Raw genomic sequence first — 26185 nt, 5'->3', positions numbered from 1 at the left:
CTCATCTCAACAAATTGATTTAGTCAAAAGCGCGTAGAATATCACATAAAATCAATAACTTTTAGACGCCAGGGTAATAGAACATCCGATTACCAAAGAAAAAGCGTTACAGATCAATATGTTTGAGCTTGCTACGCTGAATTATGAACTAAGAAAATGCTTTATAAAAGACTATAAAGGGAAGACTTGGTTTTGGCATCGTTTTTTTTGGAAATTACCAACCCAAGTTTTTAATTCGATAGAGAAACTCGCAATGATTTTTATTTCTTTTTTTAATTCACCAAAGAATTCCTATAAAATTTTGCGCACCAAATTCTCTAATTTTAAAGCAAGCAGGAATGCGAAGCGTTTTTTATCGAATACAGTGAAAGTAGGAAGTTGTTTTAACAATAAAGAAGTTAAGGAGCTGGCCCAATTAATGCGAAATTATTATTCATCCTGCTTATGGAAAAAAGGGGATGTATTGCTCATTGACAATAAAAAAGTCATGCACGCAGGCATGCCGGGAGTGGGCCCTAGATTAATTCGAGCCATGATTTGTAATCCTCTTGATATGAACTATTCAGCATCGGAATCAGGTTTTTTAGTCGCAAGAGATCGCACAACCGATACAATTGGAACTTATATGGCTAAAGGTACCATTAACTAGATTTTCCCTTCTCCACCTGGGGAGAAGGTGCCCGTCAGAGCGGATGAGGGACCCTCACCCCTGCCCCTCTCCCAATGAGAGGGAGAGGGGATTCACATTATTATTTATAAGAAAGAACGCATAATCTGATGCAATTGCTACTTATATGGCTACTACTATTAACTAGAATTTCCCTTCTCCCCCTGGGGGAGAAGGTGCCCGTTAGGGCGGATGAGGGGTGAACTAAAAAATAGCGCGTGCAAGTTCAGCACCTAGGCGGGCATTATTTTTGATTAAAGCGATATTGGCAAGTAAACTTTTGCCTTGAGTTAGTTGAGAAACTTCTGCCAATAGAAAAGGGGTTAACTCTTTTCCAGAAATATTATTTTGCTCCGCTTTATGTATGGCATTCCTGATTACGGGTTCGATGATCTCCATGGGGATATTAAATTCTGTAGGGATAGGATTGGTGATTAAGACACCAGAAGACATACCTATTTCCCAATGAGCGGTTAAGATATTAGCGAGGGTTGGTATATCATCTACCCAGGTTGATAATTGATAATGAGTCGCATCAGTATAAAAAGCAGGTAATACCCGAGTACGATAACCAATGACTGGCACACTCATCGTTTCTAAAAATTCTAAGGTACGCGGCAGATCAAGAATTGCTTTTGCACCAGCGCAAATGACGGCAATCGGCGTTCTTGAAATTTCAATTAAATCAGCGGAAATATCGTGCGCATCACCTCGATGGACGCCACCAATTCCGCCAGTAGCAAATAATTTAATCCCTGCCTTAGCCGCACAAAATAGGGTTGCTGCAACAGTAGTTCCAGCAGAATGTCTATTGGCTACAATGAAAGGTAAATCGCGTCGACTTGCTTTTAAAACATCCTTATTGCATGCAAATTGTTGTAATTCACTTGCGGTTAAACCAATCTTTATTCTCCCATCAATCACTGCAATGGTTGCTGGCGTTACATCGTGGTCACGAACAATTTGCTCTACGGCTTGAGCTGTTTCATAATTATCAGGATAGGGCATGCCATGAGAAATGATGGTGGACTCCAATGCTAATACCGGTTTTTTATGCTCAAGGGCTAATTTTACTTCCGGGGAATAATCAAAAAATTGCTGCATGATCTGTTTCTCTTACTGTATGTGTTATCTGTATATTTTTTAATGTATGGCGATTAATTTGTTCGTTTACTGTATGGCAAGATTGTACGGTTAAAGCCGCCATTGCAGCTCCTGTTTGGCATGCGTCAAGCATTGGAGTATCTTGTTTTAATTCATAAAGAATACCCGCAATAAATGCATCGCCGGCACCACTCACATCAACTATGGGATCAATAAAAAACGCTGGAAAATGTTTTTGTATGGTTTCATTAACAAGTACATAACCTGATTTACCCAAACTGATAATGCAGTTTCTAACTCCTTTATCCAATAATAATTGACCTGCTTTGATACAATCAGTTACCGAATGAATACGTATATCAGTCAATGCTTCTGCTTCAAAGCGATCAGGTTTCAGTAAAAAAACATGTTCCAGACTTGAGGGTAGTTTTTTTGCTTTAATCATAGAGACAGGGTCAATGCATAACTTTATATTTTGAGTACCTGCTATTTGAATTGCATATTCGATAATTGCTTGTGGCAAATTGGTATCCAAAAAAACAATTTCTTCATTATCCCATTCATTCCAGGATTGAGTGAATTGGTTAAAAGGAACATGGTCAAAAATGTCCATATCCGCTAAAGCAAGAAACAACTCTCCTTCTTTATCAAGAATAACATCATAATGAGCGGTAGGCTTATTCTGGATGGTGAGAACATTTTGAATGTGGATATCCAGGTTTTTTAAATGGGCCAGTGCCTCCAGTCCACAGCTGTCTTGGCCTACCGCGCTGTAGAGATGAATATTGTCAGTCAGCAAAGCAAGATTTTTGGCTACATTATGTGCCACACCACCAAAAGTTGAAATGGATGAAACCGGATTGGACGTTCTTAATTGCAGTTGATGGGCTGAAGTTAACTTTCGATCAATAGTGATGCCACCGACACAAATTATTTTTCTATTCATTAATCAATTAAAAATGATAGCGATAATGCATCATAGCATAGCATAATCTATGATTGTTGGAAAAAAGCAGTTGGTGAATAGGCACTTTTTTTAGAGTAATTTAAAAATGAATTCATAAGGAAAAATCATGGGGCTTTTAGTCGATGGTCAATGGCATGATGTTTGGTATGACACTTCTAAAACGGGAGGTGCGTTCAAACGTGAACCTACCCGATTTCATGCTGCGATCAGTAAAGATTCCAATGCGCGTTTCCCTGCTGAAAAGGGGCGTTATCATTTGTACGTATCGCTTGCCTGTCCATGGGCGCATCGTACTTTGATTTTCAGAAAACTCAAAAAACTAGACGACTATATTGATGTCTCTATCGTGCATCCGCATATGCTTGAAAAGGGATGGGAGTTTAAAAAGGGGATGGGAGCTACTGGAGATATGCTTTATGGACTGAATTATTTATATGAACTTTATGTGCAAGCAGATAGCAAATACACGGGCAGAGTAACCGTACCTGTTTTATGGGATAAAAAAGAAAAAACCATTGTTAATAATGAATCAGCAGAAATTATTCGTCAGTTCAATCAGGCATTTAATCATTTAACTGGTGATAATCAAGATTTTTACCCAGAACTGCTACGTCCAGAAATTGATGCATTGAATGACCAAATTTATCATGCAATTAATAATGGAGTCTATCGCTGTGGCTTTGCGACAACGCAACAGGCCTATGAAGAGGCATATGCTCAACTATTTTTTTTGCTTGATGAACTGGATGTGCGCTTACGCAAGCAAAAATATTTGTTAGGAGAGCAGTTAACAGAGGCGGATTGGCGTTTCTTTACGACCTTGATACGTTTTGATGCCGTATATTACAGCCATTTCAAAACAAACCAGCAACGAATTTGTGATTATGAGGGGCTTCAGCCTTATTTGGAGCGACTGTATTGCCATCCTGGGGTAAGTGAAACGGTAAACTTTTTACATATTAAGCAACACTATTATTTTAGTCATAAAACCATAAACCCAACCCAAATCGTACCGTTAGGACCTAAATTAAATTTTGATTAACAATGATATCAATTGTAGATACTGTCTTTAAATGCAATCTTTTAAAGAAAATTTAGGTTACTTGCGATCGTTGTAGCCTGGTGCAGCGCAGCGAAACCCGGGATATAGGAGCGTGATTTTTTACCGAAATCCGGGTTACGGCTTTGCCTTCACCCAGGGTACAAGACTACACTACATCCAAGCTAGATTAATTTGATCCAGTATATCGAGTGGTTTATTTATTCTTGTGTTTCTTTTTCAAATCTTTTTTCACCCAATTAATTAATCCACCCTCAACGAGCAATTCGATTTGTCGTTTGGACAAGGTTTGCTCCACTTCTACATCCTTATTATTTATTTTTATTTTAAATGATTCCTTGTCCAGAATGTCAGGTAAGTTTTTGATTTCAACGACATCATCTAAGTGGATTGCGTCGTAATCCTTAGGATTTTTAAAAACTAAAGGCAAAATGCCGAAATTGATCAAATTTTGCCAATGAATACGGGCAAAACTTTTGGCAATGACTACCCGTAACCCTAAATATCGAGGCGCTAAAGCGGCATGTTCTCGGCTAGAGCCTTGACCGTAATTTTCTCCGCCTACGATCACATGACCTTTTTTATGTTTTTGGGTCCGCTCTGCATAATCCGGATCGACATGGCCGAAGGTAAATTCACTAATTTTAGGGATATTGCTACGGTAAGGAAGAACCTTAGCTCCAGCAGGAGAAATTTCATCTGTTGAAATATTATCCTCTACTTTAAGTAATACTGGTATTTTCAATGAGTGGGGCAGCGGTTCAAATTCTGGCAAAGTTATTATGTTTGGACCTTTTACTAATTTTATTTTTTTCGCCTCTTCTAAAGGTAACGGTCCCTCAAAGCAGGCAGAATTTAATATCCTTTTCTTGGGTATTTTTATTTCTGGATAGGGCATGTCCAAGGTTGTAGGATCAGTAATCACTCCTGTTAATGCGGACGCCGCAGCAGTTTCAGGGCTGCAAAGAAAAACTTTATCTTCATCAGTTCCTGAGCGTCCAGGAAAATTTCTTGGCACAGTGCGTAAACTATTTTTTTCTGTTGCAGGCGCTTGTCCCATCCCAATACATCCATTACATCCTGCCTGATGAATGCGAGCGCCAGAGTGAATGAGACTTCCTAAATGTCCGTCTCGTACCAACTCTTCTAAGATGGTTCGTGAAGTGGGGTTGATATCAAATGACACATTGGAATGAATGGTTCGGCCTTTTACTATTTCAGCTGCAATTGCAAAGTCACGATACCCTGGATTGGCAGAGGAGCCAATATAGGTCTGATACACTTCCTCTCCCGCTATTTCAGCAACTGGGACTACATTGCCTGGACTTGTAGGTTTTGCAATGAGTGGTACCAGTTTAGATAAGTTGATTTCTGCATGTTCATCATAGGATGCATTCTTGTCTGCTTTTAATTCCAGCCAGTCTTTTTCACGACATAGACTTTGCAAGAATTCTTTAGTGATTTCATCCGAGGGAAATACGGTAGTGGTTGCTCCTAATTCAGCACCCATATTGGCAATTACGTGTCGATCCATAGCACTTAGATGCTTTAATCCCTCGCCATAATATTCAAAGATGTAACCCACTCCACCTTTTACATCATAACGACGCAACATTTCTAAAATAACATCTTTTGCGCTGACCCATTTGGGTAATGTACCAGTTAAATGAATACCCATAACTTTAGGCATTTTGATATACAGTGGATAACCTGCTATAGCCATCGCAACTTCCAATCCACCGGAACCGATTGCAATCATTCCTAGAGAGCCTGCAGCACAAGTATGGCTGTCTGATCCGGTTAGTGTTTTACCCGGTTTGCCAAAATTTTGCATATGTACTGCATGACTAATGCCATTCCCAGGTCGGCTAAAATAAAAGCCAAAACGTCGTGCTGCACTAGCAAGAAAGAGATGATCATCGGGATTTTTATTATCTTCTTGAATAAGATTATGATCTACGTATTGAACGGAAATCTCCGCTTGAGTCCGTTCAAGTTGTATTGCTTCTAATTCAAGCATAACCAGGGTTCCTGTTGCATCCTGGCAAAGCGTTTGATCAATTTTTAAGGCAATTTCTTTTCCTGGTTCCATTTTGCCTTCAAGAAGATGGGCTTTGATGATCTTTTCCGTCACATTCATTGCTATTTCCTCCTTGAGAACAGCTGATTGTTAAAATATAGCACAGCGAAATAAATATATTTCGGAGGTCACAGTATGTTAATAAGTGAAGGAAAAAGGGCAATTAAGGCTAACCATGTCATGTATTCACATTATTTTGAGGCATAAAGAAGAATGAACTAAACTTCAAGTGATGGAACGTTTTGGAGAATATGGCATGAATTATGTGGATCGAAACCAAGCTGGTAGTGTTCTAGCGGATTTGCTTAAGAATTATGCGAAAAGGACTGATGTGATTATATTGGCATTGCCTCGAGGTGGTGTTCCAGTAGCCTATCAAGTAGCGACCAAGTTATCGCTTCCACTCGATATTTTTATTGTACGTAAACTGGGCGTTCCTGGTCATGAAGAATTGGCTATGGGAGCTATTGCTTCTGGAGGTATCGCCGTATTTAATGAAGAAGTAGTCCAAATGCTTCATATACAACAAGATGCGATTGATAAAATTCAGAAATCAGAGCAAGAAGAATTGTCACGGCGTGAACTGGTTTATCGTGGCAAGAGGCCTTTTCCTGAGTTATCTGGAAAAACTGTAATTCTTGTAGATGATGGCATTGCAACTGGCTATACAATGCGTGCAGCAATTGCAGCACTGAAACAGAAAAAACCTGCAAAAATTATTGTCGCAGTCCCCGTTGCTGCGCGTTCGACCTGTGATGAAATCGCTCCTTTAGTTGACGAGCTTATTTGCCCAATGCGCCCAAATAATTTTTACGCAGTAGGGTTGTGGTACAATGATTTTGCACAAACTACAGACGATGAAGTGATGGAATTGTTGCAGCGAAGTTAGGTTTTTCTTAGACACAATTAGTTTACTTTCAGTCTATTACAAAACCATGCACGAAAAAGTTCTGTACTTCATTCTGCGATAAATATTTTTATTATTTTATTGTATTTTTTCTAAATTTAAGTAGAGTCTGGTTACATTTCTACTCTCTTGGTCAAACTGCCCTGATTTTCTGTGCTCCGATGCTCATATATTTTGTGTATGCTGCGCTTCGATACCCGAAAATCACGCCATTTTGACTCAAGCTAGCGAATTGTAAGCAGACTCTAATCAACAGAAACATTTCGCAATTGTGAGAAATTGGGGGCATGCGATGAATGATTTAACGAATAAAATTATTTTAATCACCGGAGCATCGAGTGGAATTGGGCAAGCTTGTGCTCGTTTATGTGCAAAACATGGGGCACGGTTAATACTCTGTGCTCGACGTACTGAGCGTCTTGATGCGTTAGCAAAAGAGCTAAGTCAACATTATGGTAAAGAACATTATGTTTTGCCTTTAGATGTATGTGATCATCAACAAGTGAAAAAACAATTAAGTTCTTTACCCAGTCAGTGGCAGGCTATAGATGTTCTCATTAACAATGCAGGATTGGCATTGGATACTTTACCGTTACAGCAGGGAATTGAAGCACATTGGGACATTATGATTGACACCAATATTAAAGGACTACTTTATGTCAGTCGTGCGTTGATTCCAGGGATGTTAGAGCGAGGTCGTGGTCATGTAGTAAATATCAGTTCGATTGCGGGACATGAGTGTTACCCAAATGGTAATGTTTATTGTGCAACGAAACATGCAGTGCATGCTATTTCAAAATCAATGAGACTGGATATGCTTGGTAAACCAGTTCGTATTACTGAAATTGCTCCAGGTGCAGTAGAAACTGAGTTTAGTGAAGTACGATGGAATGATAAGCAAAAAGCAAAAGAGTTTTATCAGGATTTTCAACCCTTATTGGCCGAGGATATCGCGGATGCCATAGTCTATTGTATTACCCGTCCACAACATATGGATATCGAAGAAATGACGATAATGCCTACAGTACAAGCCTCTGCTAATCATTTATACCGAGATAAGAAATAAGCAAACATTGTACAAAAAATGTACACATGCGAGCTCTGTGGTCTATTATTAATACATATAGGTGATAACTTATCCCGACTGAACCATTTAATGGCTTCAGATTAGGAGGTTGTTTTGGAGCGTGGTGTGCAAACCTATGTGCTTAGTAGGTCGCCTTAAGCGCTACATAAACCTCCAGAGTGGATAATGAAAGAGGCTCAGGATCCGGGAAGCTGTCACCTGTATTATAATAAATCATTTATTGCAATAAATAACCATTTTAATTAAATTATGTTCTATACTTAAGCTACCATAATTAGATTTTATGAATAAGAGTCCGGAGGCTATTATGAGAAAACTAATTATTTCCGTAGTCTTAAGTACCCCTCTTCTTTTAACTTCGTTGCCTGCTACTTCTTCGGCTCTACCCTCAGCTCTTGAGAATCCAGCACTAAGGACAGATGCCTCAGTAGTTAATAATAATTTACCCAATGCAGCAGGAACAAAGTATGCCTATTGGCACAGATGGCATCGATGGCATCGATGGGACAGATGGCATAGGTGGCATAGATGGCATAGATGGCATCGTTGGCATCGTTGGCATCGATGGTAATTTTTAAGAGAAGCTTTTATCTCTTAAGTATCAATAAATAGGAAGGGATTATGAACAAATTGATTCTTGCTTTAATAATGGTTAGTTCCATGGTTTTGGTAACTGGCTGTGTTACCGAACGAGTCTATTATACTCCCACCTATACTCCTGCATACGCTTATTCCGTTGGGTATTATCATACCAGTCCTTACTGGGATATTGATTATTACAATGATGATGATGCTTATTACTATGGCTATGACGATTTGGGAGACGTAGGTTACTGGGGTATGTATAATTCTTATCAGGTTTATTAACTGAGTAACCTAGTTTACTCAGTTGATTAGCAGATCCTCGTATTCAAAGTGCGAGGATCTATAAACTTTATAACAGCATTTCTTTGATTAATTTTTTGGATTTATTAGGTTTCCATAAAACAAGCTCAAAAAATCTAAGTTAAAATTCCCCAGTTTTTGGGGAATTTTTTATTGAGTTATTCTTTAGCACGAGATACGTATTCACCTTTACGGGTATCTACTTTAATTAACTCGCCAGTCTGTACGAATAAAGGAACACGGACTACAGCTCCTGTTTCCAAAATGGCTGGTTTTCCACCACCTCCGGAGGTATCGCCTTTTAATCCTGGATCTGTTTCGGTAATTTCCAAAATCACAAAGTTTGGTGGAGTAACTTGTATTGGCTCATTATTCCAAAGCGTTACGATGCAAATATCTTGCTCTTTTAACCATTGCGCAGCATCAGCGAGCACTTCTTTGCCCAAGGCATATTGTTCGAAGTTATCAGGAACCATAAAATGCCATTGTTCACCATCATTATAAAGATATTGCATTTCCATATCAGCAACATCAGCAGAAGCTAAGGTTTCATTCGATTTGAACGTGCGTTCTACAACGCGACCTGTTTTCAAGTTACGGATTTTAATGCGAGTAAAGGCTTGTCCTTTTCCGGGTTTTACAAACTCACAATCGAGAATGGTACATGGGGCGTCATCAACCATTACTTTCAAGCCATTTTTAAATTCATTGGTGCTATAAATTGCCATTAGTACTCCAGAGTTGAGATTTTGTTCGGTTTTAGTTAAAGTTCGCACAGTTTATCAAGTCTGTGTAATTAATGCGAGATACCTCTTTAAGTTGGCAAAAAAAATTGGGGCAAGGTTTTGCTTCAGTTCATGAATTATTAACATTTTTAGAGTTGCCCTTATCTACTGGGAATTTACATGCTGAAAAGCAATTTCCCAGTCGTGTGCCTCTAGGATTCGCTATGCGCATGCAAAAAGGAAACCCTCGTGATCCTTTATTACTCCAGGTTTTAGCTACTGAAAATGAATTACAAACCAGTGAAGAATACAGTCTTGATCCTTTAGAAGAGCACAGTAGCCCAATTCGAGGATTGCTGCATAAATATTATGGTCGTGTTTTACTCACTTTAACCGGTGTCTGTGCTGTGAACTGTCGTTTTTGTTTCCGCAGACATTTTCCATATCAAGACAATAACCCTGGTCGGAATGGGTTTAAAGCAATTTGTGATTATATTTCCCAAGATCCCAGCATTACTGAAGTTATTTTAAGTGGCGGCGATCCTTTGTTGGCATCCGATTTGGTTTTAACTGAGCTAATAAAACAATTGGAAGAAATTCCTCATCTGCATACCTTACGTATCCATACTCGAATTCCCATTGTTTTTCCTGAACGAATTGATCAAGGGTTACTTTCATTATTAAAAAATAACCGATTCAATAAAGTAATTGTACTGCATTGCAATCATGCACAAGAGTTGGATGATTCAGTACGATATGTGCTTCATGATTTGCAACAAATAGGATGTTATTTGTTGAACCAAACGGTGCTATTAGCAGGAATCAATGATGATGCGCATATTTTGGCTGATTTAAGTCAAACTTTATTTGCTTACGGTGTTTTACCTTATTATTTACACAAATTGGATAAGGTAAAAGGAGCGACTCATTTTGATTTAACTTTGGGGACAGTACAATCTATTTATCAGCAATTGCAAAATCTCCTACCGGGATACTTATTGCCACGCTTAGCTTGTGAAGAGCCAGGAAAGTTAAGTAAAACCCTTCTTATCTAAAGGGATAGGCCTAAATTAATTGTAGAAAATTTACCTTATTTTCCTTAAGAAAATTGCAGTACAATGTCTGTTATCCAAATGGAAGAAATTTTAAGAGCTAAAGAATGAAAAAATTACCTGTACTAACTCCCGGAGATTCTATAGAAATTATTGCACCTTCATCTCGAAGTACTGACAGTCAATTGTTTGAACTGAAAGAGTTACTGGAGTCTTGGGAATTAAACTGTATTGTTCAGGAAGACATTTTTGCTCGAGATTTACTTTGTGCCAATACGGATGAAATGCGTTTTAAACACTTAAAAAACGCCCTCCTAAATCCTAAAACAAAAGCAGTAATTTGTGTGCGCGGTGGTTATGGTTCCACACGTCTAATCCCGAAATTAGCAACGATTCATCCTCCAGAAATGGTCAAAATATTTGTTGGCATTAGTGACATTACTTGCCTGCATCTCTATTTACAACAGCACTGGGATTGGCCAACAATACATGGTGCTGCCGCACCTGATAAATTTTCCAAAGAGTCAATTGCTGCGGTAAAGTCAATTTTGTTTGGTGATACACCCATTCAGTTCAATAATTTAATTCCACTTAACACGCATGCAAAAAAAGATGGGTTTATTAAATCCCAGGTAACTGGTGGTAATTTAGCAATGATACAATGTGGAATTGGTACATGTTGGCAAATGGATGGACATAATAAAATTATTCTGCTCGAAGAAATTGGTGAACGAGGATACCGTGTTGATCGAATGCTGGAGCATTTACAGCAAGCAAATATTTTTACTGATGCGGCTGCAATCATATTGGGCGATTTTCTTGAGGGTCTTGAACCCAATGGTTCCTCTTTAATTGAGCCTATTTTACTGCGTTTTGCTGAGAGCAGTGCTTTTCCAGTACTAAGAATCCCAGGAATAGGTCACGGTCCTATTAATTATCCTATTCCTTTGGGGACTGAGGTGCATTTGCAACTGGGTGCCCATCCTCAATTAACCTGTTTTCGATAAGAACTCATAACGGCATCTTGTAGCCTGGGTGCAGCGAAGCGGAACCCAGGATCGAATCCTGATTTGAGCTTAGATCCCGGGTTCCGCTTCGCTACACCTAGGCTACAATTTGTTCGCTATTAACTATTCTGGTTAAATCGAACTTTCCTCGTCTTGATAGAGTTTTATAAGTTTTTCCTGTGCACTAATACTGCCTTGATTTAATGGCTTATAACTCCCATCACTTTGCATTTCCCAAGTATTGCTGTTGTCTTTAAGGTAGTTCCTAATAATTTCATGCTTGATTCGCTTTTTACAGTTTTCATCAAGAATAGGAAACATAATTTCAATACGATGGTATAAATTTCTTTCCAACAGATCGGCACTAGAACAAAAATAATATTCTTCTTCTTGGACACGAAAGTAGAACACTCGATGATGTTCCAAAAATCGTCCAATATAAGAAAGTACCCGTATATTTTCTGAAATACCGGGTATTCCAGGTTTGAGGCAACATACTCCGCGCACAAGCAAATTGACTTTAACCCCAGCTTGGGATGCCTTATATAAGGCTTGAATGACGGTTTTATCAGCTAATCCATTTACTTTAAGGAGAATTTCGGTGTCTTTCTTTTTTAATGCATCCGCAGAACATTGCTCTATGTATTGCAGCAGTGTTTTTTGTAAGGTAAAAGGTGAATGGCTTATTGCTTTGAGTTTTACCGCTTTACCGAGTCCAGTTAATTGTTGAAAAATGATTTGAATATCTGAAGTAATTGTAGGTTCACAAGTTAATAAACCTAAGTCCGTATAGCGTTTTGCAGTATATTCATGGTAGTTTCCTGTACTTAAATGGACGTAACGCTTGAGTTTGCCATGCGCTCTCCGCACAACTAGGGTCATTTTGGCATGGGTTTTATACCCTACAACCCCGTAAAGCACCAGAATTCCTGCAGAATGTAAACGATTTGCTAATTTCAGATTGGATTCTTCATCAAAACGAGCCCGCAATTCAATAACGGCAGTCACTTCTTTACCTGAGTGGGCGGCATCAACCAAAGCATCCACCATCACGGATTCTGAACGAGTACGATACAAAGTTTGGCTTATTGCCAGTACATTGGGATCGCTTGCTGCCTGTCTTACGAAATCAATAACTACTTCAAAGCTTTGATAAGGGTGGTGCAACAGAATATCCTCTTCATCAATCACATTGAATAGATTACGTTCTGATTTAGGAAATTGAGGATACTGCGCTGTAAGAAGTGGGTAATTCAAATCAGGTCTATCAATGCTGTTAATGGCAGTTAAATGACGTTGTATATTAACTGGCCCATCACAATAATAAGTGTCTTCATGACGTAGATGATATTTTTGCAACAAAAAATCAACAATTTTTTCCGGACAATTTTTTTCGATTTCAAGTCGAACAACATGACCATAATGACGGGAAAAAATCTCACGCTGTAGTGCTTTGGCCAAATCATCAATTTCTTCCTCTCGCAAAAACAAATCGCTATTTCGAGTCAAGCGAAAAGAGTAGCAACCACTAATTTCCATTCCAGGGAATAAACTATTTACATGGGTAGTAATAATCGAAGAGAGATGGACAAAATAATGAGAATCTCCGCATAACTCTGATGGTAAATGGATGATTCTAGGAATCGACCTTGGAGCATGAACCACTGCGTAATTAATATTTCGGTCAAAAGCATCTTTACCACTTAAAGAAATAATAAAGTTTAAACTTTTATTAATTAGCTGTGGCAAGGGATGGGCTAAATCTAGAGCTATTGGGCTGATTACCGGTTGAATCTCATGTTTAAAGTAGTGTTTTGCCCACAAATGGATGTCATCGGTCCATTGCTCAGTCTCGAGGAAAAAAATTTTTTCTTTGCTTAAAGCTGGAAGGAGTTGTTTATTAAATATGGAATACAGTTGGTCGATGAGTTTATGTGTTTGTTGACTGATTTGACTAAATGCTTCCTCAGGACGTAGCCCATCTATAGTTAATTTTCCCGAAGACATGGCGATCTTTTCTTTCAGGCCTGCAACACGTATTTCAAAAAACTCATCAAGATTACTACTACAAATACTAAGAAAACGCATTCTCTCTAACAAAGGAACGCGTTCATCTTTGGCCAACATGAGAACTCTCTGATTAAATGCAATGATAGAAAATTCCCGATTGATATAATATTCTGGATTATCGAACACGGTTTCCAAGGCAACTCCATTTATTTTTACGGCTACGTTATTATTCTAGGTCCTACATCTCACTTTACTTAACGAACTAGGAAAAAACAAATGACTATAAATCCTATAAACCCATAAAAGGGTGATAAATTCCAAAAAGTTAGAGCAAGAAAAAAAATGAAACAGCATAGTGCAATTGGAATAGAGAAATACATCCCCACAACTCCCTGCGCAACTGAGTAACTTGCTGCAGCGAGTAAGGCTAATGCACCATATTGGACGCCAATCATTATCTTACGCATTCCAGGACCATTGTGACTGGTCAGCCACTGATAGCCTGCGATGGCCATTAATAATCCTGGTAAATTAAGACTAAGTACTGCCAGCAGTAAACCAGTGATTCCGGCGGCTTTATACCCTATAAGCGCTGATAATTTAACACCGGTTAATCCTGGAAAAATGAAACTTGAACCCACCATGGCGATAAATTCTTCTTGCCCTATCCAATGCCGATAATCAACGGCTTCATATTCCAACAGTTTTAACATGGAATTACCACCACCTAAGGAAATAAGGCCAATTTTTCCAAAGCTTAGGATAATATCGAATAGAGTTCTTATCATAATTTCAATAAATTTTTCAGGAAAGTTACATATTCGCAGGAAACGGGCCCATCCAGCAAGTGTTTGGAAATAGTCTCTACTAAGCGAAGCGATTTTCCTTCGATACATAAACTAAAATAGATTTGATGAAGAACTTCAAGACGTGCGAGTTCAATTTTTATTGTAGGCGTAGTTGGAAATTTATAGATAAACGCTTCTTTTTTAACATAAACTCCGACCCCTTCAGTTTCAACATGATGTATTATTTCTTGTAAATCAGCAGGAAGCGGCTGCTCTTGAAGTGGGGTAAGGATTATTTTTGCACCAAAACCGGCAGCATGGTTTGCGTGCTGGAGTAAAGGTTTATAAAGCAATTGCTCATGACGTTTTTTGATATTGTAATTGTGGCCGGGCAACAAATAATAATAATCTTCTTTATGCTTCTGCTTATAATTTGCTAAATCAAGTAATGAACTGTCAATTGTATTTAGGATAATGGTTTCACTGTCCGGCCAAAAATAACGCTTTTCCCATTTCAGGGTTTCATTTTTTTCATCGATAAAAGTTGACAGCGGCAAGCTTGCTTTCGGGGTAAATTCGAAATTCCAAACCAAACGTTGGTTCATGGTGAATTGCTACTCGTAAAATAAAGAGTATATACTACACCTTTATTATGCAAAGCAAGGGAAGGTATTGATATTATGGCCATTCTGTTTTTTTTACTTTATCTGATCTTTACCCTAGTTGTTCTCTATAGAGCAATGAATCCATTAGTTTGGGAGTTGGGAAGTGTCTTTTATTTAATCGTAGCGACGTTTGCAATTGGTTTGCCGTGGATAGTCGGTTTTATACTTTGGCTTGTAATTATTGTGGCATTACTTGTAGTTTATCTCGAACCGTTACGTGCGACGATTGCAGATTTTATCTATAAGAAAGTAGCTAAGTCGATTCCCAAGTTGTCTAAAACTGAAGAAGAGGCATTAAATGCAGGGGATACTTGGTTAGAACAAGATATTTTTACAGGAAAACCGGATTGGGACCGATTAGCAAATGTATCTACCGAACTTTCTGCGGAAGAACAAGCATTTCTTGATAATGAAACACAAACTTTATGCGGACTGATCGATGAATGGGAAATTAGCCAGGCTCGCGACTTACCAGAAAAAGTCTGGACCTACATAAAGGACAATGGCTTTTTTGGTCTAGTAATTCCCAAAGAATACGGTGGTAAAGGGTTTTCAGCACGCGCACATTCTGATGTGGTGATGAAAATTGCCAGTCGTTCAGGAGTCACCGCAGTAACTGTTATGGTACCTAACTCCTTAGGCCCTGGTGAATTAATCAATTATTATGGTACAGAGGAGCAAAAGGCTCATTATTTACCTCGTCTTGCAAAAGGTATTGATATCCCTTGCTTTGCTTTAACCGAACCAGGAGCTGGTAGTGATGCAACTTCCATTCAATCCACTGCCATCGTTATGAAAAAGAAAGTAGATGGCAAAATGGTGCTTGGATTAAGCATTACATTAGACAAACGCTGGATTACTTTAGCGCCAGTGGCAACACTGATTGGCCTTGCCGTGAATGTAAAAGACCCTGATGGCCTATTGCAAGGAGAAGGAGTAGAAGGAATCACTTGTGTGTTGATCCCACGTGATACTAAAAATCTAGAAATTGGAAATCGTCATTTACCTTCTGATCAACCATTTATGAACGGTACAATTCGTGGGAAAGATATTTTTGTCCCCATTACCACAGTGATTGGAGGACAGAAACGCATTGGCGGTGGATGGCAAATGTTGGTTGAATGTTTATCCATTGGTCGCTCAATTTCTTTACCTGCACTTGGTGCAGGCACTTCCTCGTCTTGTTATTTGGCAACCAGTGCTTTTGCGCGTGTACGTTGCCAATTTAATGTGGAAATTGGCCAGTTCGAGGGAGTTGAAGAAAAACTTGCTGAGATCGCCGGTTTAAATTACTTAATTAATTCAAATCGATTACTGACAGTAGCGGCCGTAAATGAGCACAAAAAACCTTCTGTCGCTTCGGCAATTGCTAAATACTTTAATACTGAATTGGCACGATTAGTGGTTAATTCTTCAATGGATATACATGCAGGACGTGCTGTAGTAGTTGGTCCACGAAATTATTTGACTAATTTTTATAATGGGGTTCCTATTTCCATTACTGTGGAAGGAGCAAATGTGATGTCACGAAACTTGTTGATCTTTGGGCAAGGCTCAATGGCATGTCATCCCTATGTACGCAATGAGTTTTATGCTATTTCCAAGCAGGATAAAGAGGCTTTCAGAGAGGTAGTCTGGAAACATATTCAATATTTCATGCAGAATTTTGCTAAAACAATTTGTTCCGCGTGGACAGGCGGGATATTTATTAGTGCACCAAATCTTAAAATGAAACGTGAATATAAGCGGCTGGCGCGCCTAAGTCATGCTTATTCATGGCTTGCAGATTTAGCTTTAATTGTGTTGGGAGGGGATTTGAAACGTAAAGAACGTCTGTCAGCACGTCTTGCTGATGGAATGTCCTACCTTTATATGGCGATGGCTGTTTTGCGGAACGTGCAATTGAATGGAGAAACTTCAGACGATCAGTTACATGCTCAATGGGCTGTTTCTTATTGTTTTTATCACGCACAAAGAGCAATGATCGCATTTTGTCACAATTTCCCATCAAGATTTTTGGGATTTTTCGCGCGCATATTGGCATTTCCGTTTGGACAAACAATGCGTTATCCCACTGATAAAATGGACCAAAAATTAGCACATTTGATGTCCAAGAATAATCAGTATCGCGACCGGTTGAAGAAAATCGTTTATCTGAGTGGTGATCCAAAACAACCAATAGATAGAGTGGAGCATGCCTTACAGCAAATCATTCAAACAGATGAACTCGCCAAAAAAGTGGGTGATTTGAAACGAGTTAAATTTGGTAAATTAAAGGGCAAATTAAAAGAAAAAGTTGAAAAGGATGAATTAACCCAACAAGAAATGGATGCGTTACTCGCAACTGAGGCGGCTCGCTGGGATGCTATTTTGGTTGATGAGTTTACTTTTGACTCAATGAAAAACCAAACATTTAACTCAGTTATTGATGAAATTAAGTCACCATTTATGCATGATGATGTTCTTCATTCATAAGGTTGATGCCCTAAGGACTATCTATTAGTCCTTAAGTTTTTTCCCTGACAAGCTTTTCTCTCGACCTTAGCTTGTCCACAGTATCCAGAAAGCAAGTTATAATATATGGGATATTTTACAAATTTTTAACGGGGCGCAAAAAAGCTTACGCTCCTATACACTACGCTGATTTGCTATAATGTAGGTAAACACGATAATTGAATTTGCAGAGAGTTTAATTTATGGAAGCTAAAACAATTTCACCCATAACATCCACTAAAGATGTACAATTGCCAAATAGAGAGGATCTTTTAAGAGCAATGAAAATGGCGGAAACGTCACCAGAAGTCGCTCAATATTTAAGCAAAAGAGTTCATGAAAGAGTTGCACAATCAAGATACATAAATAAAACACCAGAGGCAATGGAAGTTGCACAACAAATAATAAAAGCAGTAGATGAATTTGCTGTACTTGTGGCATTTAAATATCCACCAGACAGGCAAGTTTGGTCTGGTATAGAACCGAAGAGTTCTAACATTGAATACATGCATGAGGCGATCGCGCAAAATGCTGCTGACTCATTAGTGAAAAAAAATTATCCCGGAATTCGATTCGATTTTGCTATCAGCGAGACCGGGCATTTTGTACGTGGATATGCTTCAACTGATAAAGGAGCTCCTCACTTAGATGATGAAACTGTAGACACTTTAGATCGTTTGTTTAATGCATGGTTAGCGAACAAACATCATGTTATAACAGAAAATGGTGATTTCTTTAAAATGAATGCACAGGGACAAAAAACGGGAAATAAAATGACAGTGGATGAAGTGGAAGCGTTACTATCCAACTCGGCACAAGAATATAAGGACTATTTAAAGGAACAAAAAGTTGGCACGGAGCTCGTCTCTCGACAACGTGAATATCCAGGCGAACACAGAATGGAAGAAGCCAGACATAGAGAGGAAGAAGCCAAGAAAAAAGCTATTGACAAAATTTTTGAGGAAGAAAAGTTCGAGGAAAAGGCCGAAGAGGAAGTTCAACCTACTGGTGGTATGGGACGCTCTTAGCTCGGAGCGTTTTCCTGGTGTAGTTGCAATGTGTTCCGCACCATATAACGAAATCTGATTTTGGGGGCTAAAGAGATACTGAATGAGGTTGTACTACCAGTATCTCTTTAAAATTTTGAAGAATTGCTTCTCTTAAATTTGATTCACAGCGCGGAGTCTTTCTAGAGTCCCTATGTCATACCACAAACCACTATAAACACTGGCAGTTGCTTTATTTTGTGCCGCATATTGCCGGATTAATGGTGCGACTGAATAGCGTCCTTGTCTGCAGTGAGTAAATACTTGTGGATGATAGCAGCAGATCCCTGCAAGAGTATACTCCGGATTTGTATTAGATAGCTGAGTTTGATTGATTAACCCAAAGTCCCCGTGATGATTAAGAGAAGGATTTTTATTTACCAAAACCACATGAATTGAATGGGTATTTTCAAGCTGTAATTGAGAAAAATCGAAATCGGTATAAATATCAGCATTGACTGTAATAAAGGGTTTATCACCCAGCAGCGGCAATGCATTGACGATGCCGCCGCCAGTTTCTAATCCTCCAGGAGGTTCGGGTGAGTAACAAATTTCAATTCCCCAATGAGTTCCATTTCCTAAGTGCTGACGAATTTTTCCTCCAAGATAGGCATGGTTAATTACTAATCGCTCAAAACCTGCTTTTGCCAAATTCATAACATGATGTTCTATTAACGGTTTTTCTTTAACAACGCACAAAGCTTTTGGCGTCACATCGGTAATTGGTTTCAATCGATCGCCACGGCCAGCAGCCAATATCATCGCAGTTTTCATGGTAAATAAACTCTCATTTGCAGAAATTGGTAAAATGGATGTAACTCTTCATAAGTTTCGGCACATTCAAGCACGTAGTTCAAAGTTAAAGGCAAATCTTTAAGATATCCAGGTTTGTGATCTCGTAAATGCAGGCGACAAAAAATTCCTAAAACTTTTAAGTGTCTTTGTAAACCACAAAGATCAAATGCACGGATAAATTCAGGCAAAGAATAATCCTTAGTTAACGTACTTTGAGTATAAAAAAATTCGACCCATTCCAAAACTTTACTGCGCGGCCAGGAAATATAACAATCTTTGAGAAGAGAGACCAAGTCATAAGTGAATGGGCCGCGCATTGCATCTTGAAAGTCAATCACTCCCAAGGTGGGTTCTGAGTGATTCTGTAAGAGCATCAGATTGCGAGAATGATAATCACGATGAATAAACGTTAATGGTTGTTGGGCTACTTCTTCGGCAATCCATTCCATAGTCTGTTGAACTAAGGTGTATTCGTTTTGATTGAGATTCAAAGCAAGATAGGTCTTAAAAAACCATTCAGGGCATAAACTCATTTCCTTGAGCATATGTGTTTCATCAAACGGAGCAAGCAGTGGATCATTAATCGAGCACGTTTGAATTTTAAATAAAGTTTTTATGGCTTGATGATAATGACCATTTACTGTTTCAGGGTGAAGGGCATTCAAAAGAAGTTCATCTCCTAAATCACTCAATAGCAAGAACCCTTCAGCAGAATTCATTGCAAGCACTTTTGGGGTATGGACATCAGCTTTTTCTAGTGTTTTTGCAATATGTATAAAAGGTTTTAAATCCTCTTTTCCTGGCGGTGCATCCATAACAACCTGAGTTAGTCCATTATATCGAAGGCGAAAATATCTTCTAAAACTGGCATCCCCAGCCAATGGAGTTAACTGAAAATCTTGTTGCTTTAGAGTATGAATTAACCATTCTTTCAGTGCGTTTTCTCTTTCATGCATGGTATACTTCCCCATCAATATTTCTGGTTGTAACTTAATACTAAGCCCCCCGCTCCAATAAATAAGAGAGGATAAGGGTTGTGAGATCTCTCCCGCATGATCCTTAATGCGAGTACGGCGATCAAAAGTAAGTAGTTACATATTTTTGTGTGCATAATAAGGCATTTTATTACCTGTGAACAAGATTTCATTTAAATGGTTCTTGATGAGCATCTTTACGACACTGCTCATTTTACTCATGGTAATTTATCATGCGTTGGCCTATTCGGCTTCTTTAATTAATGAACCTGTCCAAGCGTGTGTTATAGCACGTGATGTTGATTTAACCGATGCGATACGAGCAAAGTTTGCTCAATGTTTGGGATGGCATGCAGATCAAAGTTCTCCCATTTGTCGTGGCTCGTATCAACCGATTACAGTTACACCACTGGCCTCACCTGATGAAATAAGGATCATGGCAGATCGCGTTTCGTTTTATCAAGACAAACCTTCAATGTTGACTGGGCATGTAGAAATTCAGCAAGACCAAAGAATAGTCAACGCGCAAACTGCATATGTATATCGAGATCCACAAAGTAAGCAGATTACAAAAATTGAATTCTTAGGTAATGTCCATTACCTGGAACCTGATAAATTATTGATTGCTCGAAAAGCAACAATTAATCCTCAAGATAAATCAGGTCAAACTGAAGATGTACTTTATCGTTTTAACATCAAGAAACATGCCGCTTTATTACCCGCATGGGGACGAGCAAGTCTTATGCAGCGTTTTGCCAATTCAGACTACTTACTGCGTCAGGCTACTTATACCACGTGCGCACCACAAGATAAGGCTTGGGATATTGAGGCTAAATCTATAGTTATTGATAATAAGAAAAAAGTAGGTGTTGCTAGAAATGTTAAATTACGCGTCCGTGATTGGCCAATACTGTATGTTCCCTATTTGAGCTTTCCTACAACCAAAGAACGTAAATCAGGTTTTTTAATGCCTTTAACAGGATATTCTAATGTAGGAGGTTTTGATCTAGGGATTCCTTATTATTGGAATATTGCACCAAACTATGATTTGACTTTAACACCACATGTTTATACAGAGCGTAATGTGATGTTGGGTGGAGAGTTTCGTTATTTAACTCCGTACAGTGTAGGTCTAGTGACGGGTAATTTTCTGCCGGATGATGCTGCGTACCGGAATTTCTTGAACAGTCATGCAGCTGAATTCCCTTCGTTGAAAGGCAAATCAACCAACCGATGGCTTTTTGGTTTTCTTGATACCACGCAATTTAATCCTGATTTGCGCTTAAATGTGAATGTTCAACAAGTTTCAGATGATTATTACTTTCAGGATTTTAGTACTAATCTGGCTTTGATTACGCAGAGACAGTTATTGCGTCAAGCAGATTTAACCTATGCAACAGAGCATTGGACTTTTAGAGGTATGGTTCAAAGTTTTCAAACGTTACATCCGATTAATGAAACTCCCATTGCTGATCAATACGAACGTTTACCGCAATTGTATGCTCGTGGATACTATTATGAATTGCCTGCACAGGCTAATTTAAACATAACAGGACAGTATGATCAGTTTTTTTGGCCAACAGCAAAACTGCAAGCTCGTGGAATAGATCAGGCTTTAGAAACCGGCCAACTTTTTGGAGGAGCTCCTTTCCCGGGAATAGAAATGCCCCAAGGCCCCCGATTTCATGTGAATCCAGTGCTTTCCTTACCACAGAGAAGCAGTTGGGGATTCATCACCCCATCAGTAGAGTTCGTAGAAAATTATTACCAAGTTCAGAACAATTGGAATGATACACACACTGACTATAATCGCTTTATCCCACGTTTCGGTGCTCATGGCGGCTTATTTTTCGATCGAAACTTTAATTGGATGGGAAATTCCTATACCCAAACTTTAGAGCCCAGTTTATTTTATCTGTATGTACCTTTTTATAATCAAAACCAGCTACCTATTTATGATACAGCGAATATGATTTTTAATTTTGACCAACTTTTTAGAACCAATCGTTTTTCAGGGTTTGACCGAATTGGTGATGCAAATCAATTATCTTATGCATTGACTTCGCGCTGGCTATCAGAACGGACAGGAATTGAGTTTGCCAGTTTGTCTATTGGGCAAATCAAATATTTTTCGGATAGAAAAGTACAACTATGCCGCAGCCCAACTGGTTTTTGTGTTGCAAGTCCTTTTGAAATTGGACAATTGTCTCCATTTTATGGGGTTTCACCAATAGCTTCACGAGCGGTTTATCATTTCAGCCCTCTGTTAAAAGTCCTTGGCGATTATGTTTGGGACCCAGCTACATCTGCGACAAACAATGGTGGTTTAAATTTACATTATGAACCTAAACCAAATGCAATTATTAATGTGGGCTACAGTTATTTAGTTAATGGTGATGTGACAGCTGTTAGGAATAATGCCGGGGTAGATAATGCATTACATCAAGGGACGGTCTCTGTTTCCTGGCCAATAAGTGATCGATGGAGTACGCTTGGTGCCTACAGCCACAACATTAGTAAGGATTACAGTATGATGTCACTGTTGGGTATGCAATATGATAGTTGCTGTTGGGCCGTACGAATTTTGGCTGGAAGAACCTTTAAAAGTTTAAATTCGGAGTTTTCGCCCCAATATAATAACAATATCTATTTGCAAATCTTATTAAAAGGCTTAGGATCAGTAGCAAATAGTGATCCTGGAAGTGTGTTGAATACTTATATTCCAGGATACAATGATCCATTTCATAGTTAAATAAAATAGTGGAAAACAAAGCCGCTTGTATTTTGGATAAAAATAACCTAAATTGCTCGAAAAAAAGTAAGTAAGGATTAAGGCATGTATAAAAAAATAGCCCTTGTATGCATATTGTTTGCTAGCGTAGGTGTGGCAGAGGCAAAACAATTATTGGATAAGGTGGTTGCAGTCGTTAATAATGCAGTGATCACGGAGAGCGAACTCAACAAACAAGTTGAATTAACAAAAAAACAAATTCTTGCTCAAAAAATGCAGGTTCCAGTGGACTCAGTGTTGCGAAAACAAGTACTTCAGCACTTAATTGATGTGAATGTGCAACTGCAAATGGCAAAACAACATGGTCTTACTGTAGATGACACAGAACTAAACCAAGCAATTGAAAAAATTGCTACGGTGAATCATGCTACTCTTACTCAACTACGCGAAGAAATTGCTCGACAAGGTATGAGCTGGAATGAATATAGAGAAAACATTCGTAAAGAGATGCTTCTGACACACCTACAGCAAAAAGCGATAGGAAGAGACGCTATGGTGACGAATGAACAAGTGGAGCAGTATCTGAAAACAGAAGGAGGCATAGTCGATCGTACAGCGCTGACTTACCACTTACAAAATATAGTTATTCCACTAAATGAAGAACCGACATCAGAACAAGTAAAGAAAGCCAAAAGTAAAGCAGAATCTTTATTGACGAAAATAAAGAAAGGCGATGACTTTAGCCGTCTGGCTATAGAAAACTCCAGTGGAGAATTTGCTCTGGAAGGCGGAGATTTAGGGGAGCGTCATTTGGCTGAATTGCCCGAATTATTTGCAAAAGAAGTCGTGAACATGAAAGCGGGGCAGGTAGTTGGTCCTTTACGTGCAGGCAATGGGTTTCAGTTAATTAAACTAGTTTCCATTGGTGGTGAAAATCAGCACCATATTATTACAAAGACCCATGTTCGTCATATTCTTTTAAAACCTGATCCAAGCATGCTTCCTGCGGATTCAAAGAAACAAGTGAATAACATTTACCAACAAGTAAAAGCAGGTAAGGATTTTGCATTAATGGCAAAGCAATATTCCTTGGATTCAGCCAGTGCGATTAAAGGTGGTGATTTAGGTTGGGTTGCACCCGGAGTATTAGTTCCTGAGTTTGAGAAAGTTATGGATAAGTTGGCTGTAAATGAAATTAGTCCTCCCGTTAAATCGCAATTTGGTTGGCACATTATTCAAGTACTTGGTCGTAAGCAGGAAGATGATTCAGACGCTTTTAAAAAGCAGCAAGTCCGACAGTTTTTACAACAACGCAAATTCGCAGAAGCAGTACAAAATTGGCAGCAACATATACGCTCAGATGCGTACGTTAATATTATCGAAAAGGATCTCGCGTGAAGCCACTGCTCATTAGTAGCGGAGAGCCGGCGGGAATTGGTCCAGATTTATGCCTGGCTCTTGCAGAATATGATTTTCCATTAGTGATTTTAGGTGATCAATCTGTCCTAGAAGCCAGGGCAAAAGAATTAGATCTAAATATTTGCTTTACTTCATATCAAAACGGGCAAGTTGTTGAGCCTAAACCGCGTCATTTATCAGTACTTTCAGTCAATTGCCCTATCAAAGTCCAAAGTGGATACCTCAATCCTAAAAATGCTGCTTATGTTATTGAGTTACTTGATAAGGCTGCATTATTATGCAGGCGTGGTGAATTCTCCGCATTAGTTACAGCTCCAGTGCACAAGGCAAACATTAATGAAGCAGGTATTCCATTTAGTGGGCATACTGAGTTTCTTGCACAATACTATAAAGTAAATGATGTAGTTATGATGTTGGCTTGTGGCGAGATGAAGGTTGCTTTGGTTACTACTCATCTTCCTTTATGTAAGGTTCCCGAAGCAATTACCTCAGATTTAATTATCAATGTTGTTACTCAAGTACATCAATCATTTATTAGAGACTTCAATATTAAAGACCCATGTATTAAAGTGGCTGGTTTAAATCCGCATGCCGGAGAATCTGGATATTTGGGACGTGAAGAAATTGAAGTAATTGCTCCTGCCTTGTCTTTATTAAAAAAGAAAGGTATTAATGTTCAAGGACCTTTACCTGCTGATACTATGTTCATTAAGAATCATTTAAACAATTGTGATGTTTATGTGGTAATGTATCATGACCAAGGCCTACCAGTAATTAAGTATGCTGATTTTCATAATGCAGTTAATGTGACTTTAGGATTACCAATTATACGTACCTCGGTAGATCATGGAACAGCTTTGGAATTGGCAGGGAAGAATTTGCTGGATTCTGGCTCAATGTTTGCTGCTGTCGACATGGCTAAGACCATGGCTTTATCCAGGATGGGATCATGATAAGTTTAATTGCCGCAATAGATGAGACTGGAGGATTAGGTCTCAATAACCAATTACTTTGCCACCTGCCTGCCGATTTACAACATTTCAAATCAATAACCATGGGTAAACCTATTATTATGGGAAGGAAAACCTTTGCTTCCATAGGAAAACCTTTGCCTGGAAGGCTAAATGTTGTTTTAAGTCGAAGTTCACCTCCAATTGAAGGAGTTGTAATTTGTGATTCTTTGGAAAATGCACTTGCTCAAACTAAGGAATTTCCTGAAGTTATGATTATCGGCGGAGCAGAGTTATTCGCAGAGGCAATGAACAAGGCAAATCGTTTATATATCACTCGCATTCATCATCAATTTACTGCAGACGTATTCTTTCCTGAGATTGATATATCGATATGGCATTGTAAGGAGAAACAGTACAGAGAGCATGACGAAAAAAACAAGTTTAATATGACCTTTTATATCTACGAACGAAACAACCAGTAGTACCCCTCACTTAAGCACAGAAATCATTTAACAAGTCTTATATATAATAATATGTTCTACACCAAAAAATGAAATGAGATTTTGATCATCATGCTCTTGTCTAACTCAAAAAAAAGGGCATTTACATAAGTCATAAAAACAAAAAATGTCCAAAATGGGCATGAGTAAATCGAGATGGACTATTAGTGGGTAAGCAAAAGAAAACATTTAAAAAAAATGAAAAAAGTGTTTGACATAGGGAGTGAAATCAGTAGAATACGCAGCACGCCTACGGGGCGGGATCATTAA

23 protein-coding genes are annotated in these 26185 nt (G+C 38.7%); 14 read left to right on the top strand and 9 right to left on the bottom strand.

Going from position 1 to position 26185, the window contains the following annotated elements; genetic code table 11:
* The first annotated feature begins 118 nt into the window (after window positions 1-118).
* A complete protein-coding gene (locus Lstg_RS12960) occupies window positions 119-649 on the top strand; it encodes a hypothetical protein (RefSeq protein ID WP_238585430.1) in 531 nt (176 codons plus the stop codon).
* A 222-nt stretch (window positions 650-871) separates the two neighbouring features.
* On the opposite strand, the gene Lstg_RS12955 is transcribed toward Lstg_RS12960, so the two are convergent.
* Together Lstg_RS12955 and Lstg_RS12950 are read right to left on the bottom strand one after the other, a co-directional pair.
* Window positions 872-1771: a pseudouridine-5'-phosphate glycosidase gene (locus Lstg_RS12955; protein ID WP_058478110.1), complete on the bottom strand. Its 900-nt coding sequence runs from the start codon at window positions 1769-1771 to the stop codon at window positions 872-874.
* Window positions 1755-2717 (bottom strand): carbohydrate kinase family protein, encoded by a 963-nt coding sequence (locus Lstg_RS12950; RefSeq protein ID WP_058478109.1) that lies wholly within the window; start codon window positions 2715-2717, stop codon window positions 1755-1757. The genes Lstg_RS12955 and Lstg_RS12950 overlap by 17 nt, the downstream gene beginning before the upstream one ends.
* Window positions 2718-2844: 127 nt before the next feature.
* Here Lstg_RS12950 and Lstg_RS12945 point away from each other — a divergent pair, with 127 nt between their 5' ends.
* Window positions 2845-3780, top strand: coding sequence for a glutathione S-transferase family protein (locus Lstg_RS12945; protein ID WP_058478108.1), 936 nt, complete (start codon window positions 2845-2847; stop codon window positions 3778-3780).
* 214 nt (window positions 3781-3994) lie between these two features.
* On the opposite strand, the gene Lstg_RS12940 is transcribed toward Lstg_RS12945, so the two are convergent.
* Complete coding sequence (locus tag Lstg_RS12940) at window positions 3995-5938, bottom strand: aconitate hydratase (RefSeq protein WP_058478107.1); 1944 nt, start codon at window positions 5936-5938, stop codon at window positions 3995-3997.
* Between the two features lie 196 nt (window positions 5939-6134).
* Here Lstg_RS12940 and Lstg_RS12935 point away from each other — a divergent pair, with 196 nt between their 5' ends.
* The 4 genes from Lstg_RS12935 to Lstg_RS12920 all read left to right on the top strand — a co-directional run bounded on the left by Lstg_RS12935 (window position 6135) and on the right by Lstg_RS12920 (window position 8739).
* Window positions 6135-6767 carry a phosphoribosyltransferase gene (locus tag Lstg_RS12935; RefSeq protein ID WP_058478111.1) on the top strand — a complete coding sequence of 211 codons (633 nt, stop codon included), beginning with the start codon at window positions 6135-6137 and terminating at the stop codon, window positions 6765-6767.
* A 310-nt stretch (window positions 6768-7077) separates the two neighbouring features.
* Complete coding sequence (locus Lstg_RS12930) at window positions 7078-7851, top strand: SDR family NAD(P)-dependent oxidoreductase (RefSeq protein WP_058478106.1); 774 nt, start codon at window positions 7078-7080, stop codon at window positions 7849-7851.
* Between the two features lie 328 nt (window positions 7852-8179).
* Window positions 8180-8443 (top strand): hypothetical protein, encoded by a 264-nt coding sequence (locus tag Lstg_RS17730; protein WP_133129220.1) that lies wholly within the window; start codon window positions 8180-8182, stop codon window positions 8441-8443.
* A 50-nt stretch (window positions 8444-8493) separates the two neighbouring features.
* A complete protein-coding gene (locus tag Lstg_RS12920; protein WP_058478104.1) occupies window positions 8494-8739 on the top strand; it encodes a hypothetical protein in 246 nt (81 codons plus the stop codon).
* A gap of 176 nt (window positions 8740-8915) precedes the next feature.
* Here Lstg_RS12920 and efp read toward each other — a convergent pair whose 3' ends face one another.
* Window positions 8916-9485 carry an elongation factor P gene (efp, locus tag Lstg_RS12915; protein ID WP_058478103.1) on the bottom strand — a complete coding sequence of 190 codons (570 nt, stop codon included), beginning with the start codon at window positions 9483-9485 and terminating at the stop codon, window positions 8916-8918.
* A 71-nt stretch (window positions 9486-9556) separates the two neighbouring features.
* On the opposite strand from efp, the gene epmB reads away from it, so the two are divergent.
* Both epmB and Lstg_RS12905 read left to right on the top strand, forming a co-directional pair.
* Window positions 9557-10537, top strand: coding sequence for an EF-P beta-lysylation protein EpmB (epmB, locus tag Lstg_RS12910; protein WP_058478102.1), 981 nt, complete (start codon window positions 9557-9559; stop codon window positions 10535-10537).
* 104 nt (window positions 10538-10641) lie between these two features.
* Window positions 10642-11541: a S66 peptidase family protein gene (locus Lstg_RS12905; protein WP_058478101.1), complete on the top strand. Its 900-nt coding sequence runs from the start codon at window positions 10642-10644 to the stop codon at window positions 11539-11541.
* A 132-nt stretch (window positions 11542-11673) separates the two neighbouring features.
* On the opposite strand, the gene ppk1 is transcribed toward Lstg_RS12905, so the two are convergent.
* From ppk1 to Lstg_RS12890, 3 genes are read right to left on the bottom strand one after another with little or no spacing between them, the layout of a single operon-like run.
* Window positions 11674-13746: a polyphosphate kinase 1 gene (gene ppk1 / locus Lstg_RS12900; protein WP_058478100.1), complete on the bottom strand. Its 2073-nt coding sequence runs from the start codon at window positions 13744-13746 to the stop codon at window positions 11674-11676.
* 59 nt (window positions 13747-13805) lie between these two features.
* Complete coding sequence (locus Lstg_RS12895; RefSeq protein ID WP_058478099.1) at window positions 13806-14339, bottom strand: chromate transporter; 534 nt, start codon at window positions 14337-14339, stop codon at window positions 13806-13808.
* Window positions 14336-14944: a hypothetical protein gene (locus tag Lstg_RS12890; RefSeq protein WP_058478098.1), complete on the bottom strand. Its 609-nt coding sequence runs from the start codon at window positions 14942-14944 to the stop codon at window positions 14336-14338. The genes Lstg_RS12895 and Lstg_RS12890 overlap by 4 nt, the downstream gene beginning before the upstream one ends.
* Window positions 14945-15019: 75 nt before the next feature.
* Here Lstg_RS12890 and Lstg_RS12885 point away from each other — a divergent pair, with 75 nt between their 5' ends.
* The gene (locus Lstg_RS12885; RefSeq protein ID WP_058478097.1) at window positions 15020-17479 is read left to right on the top strand and encodes an acyl-CoA dehydrogenase; all 2460 of its coding nucleotides are present in this window, start codon (window positions 15020-15022) and stop codon (window positions 17477-17479) included.
* A gap of 221 nt (window positions 17480-17700) precedes the next feature.
* On the top strand, window positions 17701-18525 hold the full coding sequence (locus tag Lstg_RS12880) for a hypothetical protein (RefSeq protein WP_058478096.1): 825 nt from the start codon (window positions 17701-17703) through the stop codon (window positions 18523-18525).
* A gap of 132 nt (window positions 18526-18657) precedes the next feature.
* On the opposite strand, the gene murU is transcribed toward Lstg_RS12880, so the two are convergent.
* Window positions 18658-19317, bottom strand: coding sequence for an N-acetylmuramate alpha-1-phosphate uridylyltransferase MurU (murU, locus tag Lstg_RS12875; protein WP_058478095.1), 660 nt, complete (start codon window positions 19315-19317; stop codon window positions 18658-18660).
* Complete coding sequence (locus Lstg_RS12870; RefSeq protein WP_058478094.1) at window positions 19314-20294, bottom strand: aminoglycoside phosphotransferase family protein; 981 nt, start codon at window positions 20292-20294, stop codon at window positions 19314-19316. Before Lstg_RS12870 ends, murU begins: the two co-directional genes overlap by 4 nt.
* 205 nt (window positions 20295-20499) lie before the next feature.
* Between Lstg_RS12870 and Lstg_RS12865 the strand changes: the two genes are divergently transcribed.
* From Lstg_RS12865 to Lstg_RS12850, 4 genes are all read left to right on the top strand, one after another.
* On the top strand, window positions 20500-23064 hold the full coding sequence (locus tag Lstg_RS12865) for an LPS-assembly protein LptD (RefSeq protein ID WP_058478093.1): 2565 nt from the start codon (window positions 20500-20502) through the stop codon (window positions 23062-23064).
* Between the two features lie 84 nt (window positions 23065-23148).
* Complete coding sequence (locus tag Lstg_RS12860) at window positions 23149-24441, top strand: peptidylprolyl isomerase (protein ID WP_058478092.1); 1293 nt, start codon at window positions 23149-23151, stop codon at window positions 24439-24441.
* A complete protein-coding gene (gene pdxA, locus Lstg_RS12855; RefSeq protein WP_058478091.1) occupies window positions 24438-25415 on the top strand; it encodes a 4-hydroxythreonine-4-phosphate dehydrogenase PdxA in 978 nt (325 codons plus the stop codon). Before Lstg_RS12860 ends, pdxA begins: the two co-directional genes overlap by 4 nt.
* Entirely contained in the window at window positions 25412-25897 is a 486-nt protein-coding gene (locus Lstg_RS12850; RefSeq protein WP_058478090.1) for a dihydrofolate reductase, read from the top strand. Before pdxA ends, Lstg_RS12850 begins: the two co-directional genes overlap by 4 nt.
* The last annotated feature ends 288 nt before the right edge of the window (window positions 25898-26185 follow it).

Source organism: Legionella steigerwaltii (assembly GCF_001468065.1).
In the GTDB taxonomy this organism is placed as follows: Bacteria; Pseudomonadota; Gammaproteobacteria; order Legionellales; family Legionellaceae; genus Legionella; species Legionella steigerwaltii.
This window is presented reverse-complemented; position numbering and strand designations above follow the sequence as displayed.

What these genes read in the sequence shown, in the direction of transcription:
- Lstg_RS12960 (WP_238585430.1), top strand. Translation starts at nt 119, where the DNA reads ATGTTTGAGCTTGCTACGCTGAATTATGAACTAAGAAAATGCTTTATA.
- Lstg_RS12955 (WP_058478110.1), bottom strand. Translation starts at nt 1,771, where the DNA reads ATGCAGCAATTTTTTGATTATTCCCCGGAAGTAAAATTAGCCCTTGAG.
- Lstg_RS12950 (WP_058478109.1), bottom strand. Translation starts at nt 2,717, where the DNA reads ATGAATAGAAAAATAATTTGTGTCGGTGGCATCACTATTGATCGAAAG.
- Lstg_RS12945 (WP_058478108.1), top strand. Translation starts at nt 2,845, where the DNA reads ATGGGGCTTTTAGTCGATGGTCAATGGCATGATGTTTGGTATGACACT.
- Lstg_RS12940 (WP_058478107.1), bottom strand. Translation starts at nt 5,938, where the DNA reads ATGAATGTGACGGAAAAGATCATCAAAGCCCATCTTCTTGAAGGCAAA.
- Lstg_RS12935 (WP_058478111.1), top strand. Translation starts at nt 6,135, where the DNA reads ATGAATTATGTGGATCGAAACCAAGCTGGTAGTGTTCTAGCGGATTTG.
- Lstg_RS12930 (WP_058478106.1), top strand. Translation starts at nt 7,078, where the DNA reads ATGAATGATTTAACGAATAAAATTATTTTAATCACCGGAGCATCGAGT.
- Lstg_RS17730 (WP_133129220.1), top strand. Translation starts at nt 8,180, where the DNA reads ATGAGAAAACTAATTATTTCCGTAGTCTTAAGTACCCCTCTTCTTTTA.
- Lstg_RS12920 (WP_058478104.1), top strand. Translation starts at nt 8,494, where the DNA reads ATGAACAAATTGATTCTTGCTTTAATAATGGTTAGTTCCATGGTTTTG.
- efp (WP_058478103.1), bottom strand. Translation starts at nt 9,485, where the DNA reads ATGGCAATTTATAGCACCAATGAATTTAAAAATGGCTTGAAAGTAATG.
- epmB (WP_058478102.1), top strand. Translation starts at nt 9,557, where the DNA reads ATGCGAGATACCTCTTTAAGTTGGCAAAAAAAATTGGGGCAAGGTTTT.
- Lstg_RS12905 (WP_058478101.1), top strand. Translation starts at nt 10,642, where the DNA reads ATGAAAAAATTACCTGTACTAACTCCCGGAGATTCTATAGAAATTATT.
- Lstg_RS12895 (WP_058478099.1), bottom strand. Translation starts at nt 14,339, where the DNA reads ATGATAAGAACTCTATTCGATATTATCCTAAGCTTTGGAAAAATTGGC.
- Lstg_RS12890 (WP_058478098.1), bottom strand. Translation starts at nt 14,944, where the DNA reads ATGAACCAACGTTTGGTTTGGAATTTCGAATTTACCCCGAAAGCAAGC.
- Lstg_RS12885 (WP_058478097.1), top strand. Translation starts at nt 15,020, where the DNA reads ATGGCCATTCTGTTTTTTTTACTTTATCTGATCTTTACCCTAGTTGTT.
- Lstg_RS12880 (WP_058478096.1), top strand. Translation starts at nt 17,701, where the DNA reads ATGGAAGCTAAAACAATTTCACCCATAACATCCACTAAAGATGTACAA.
- murU (WP_058478095.1), bottom strand. Translation starts at nt 19,317, where the DNA reads ATGAAAACTGCGATGATATTGGCTGCTGGCCGTGGCGATCGATTGAAA.
- Lstg_RS12870 (WP_058478094.1), bottom strand. Translation starts at nt 20,294, where the DNA reads ATGCATGAAAGAGAAAACGCACTGAAAGAATGGTTAATTCATACTCTA.
- Lstg_RS12865 (WP_058478093.1), top strand. Translation starts at nt 20,500, where the DNA reads ATGAGCATCTTTACGACACTGCTCATTTTACTCATGGTAATTTATCAT.
- Lstg_RS12860 (WP_058478092.1), top strand. Translation starts at nt 23,149, where the DNA reads ATGTATAAAAAAATAGCCCTTGTATGCATATTGTTTGCTAGCGTAGGT.
- Lstg_RS12850 (WP_058478090.1), top strand. Translation starts at nt 25,412, where the DNA reads ATGATAAGTTTAATTGCCGCAATAGATGAGACTGGAGGATTAGGTCTC.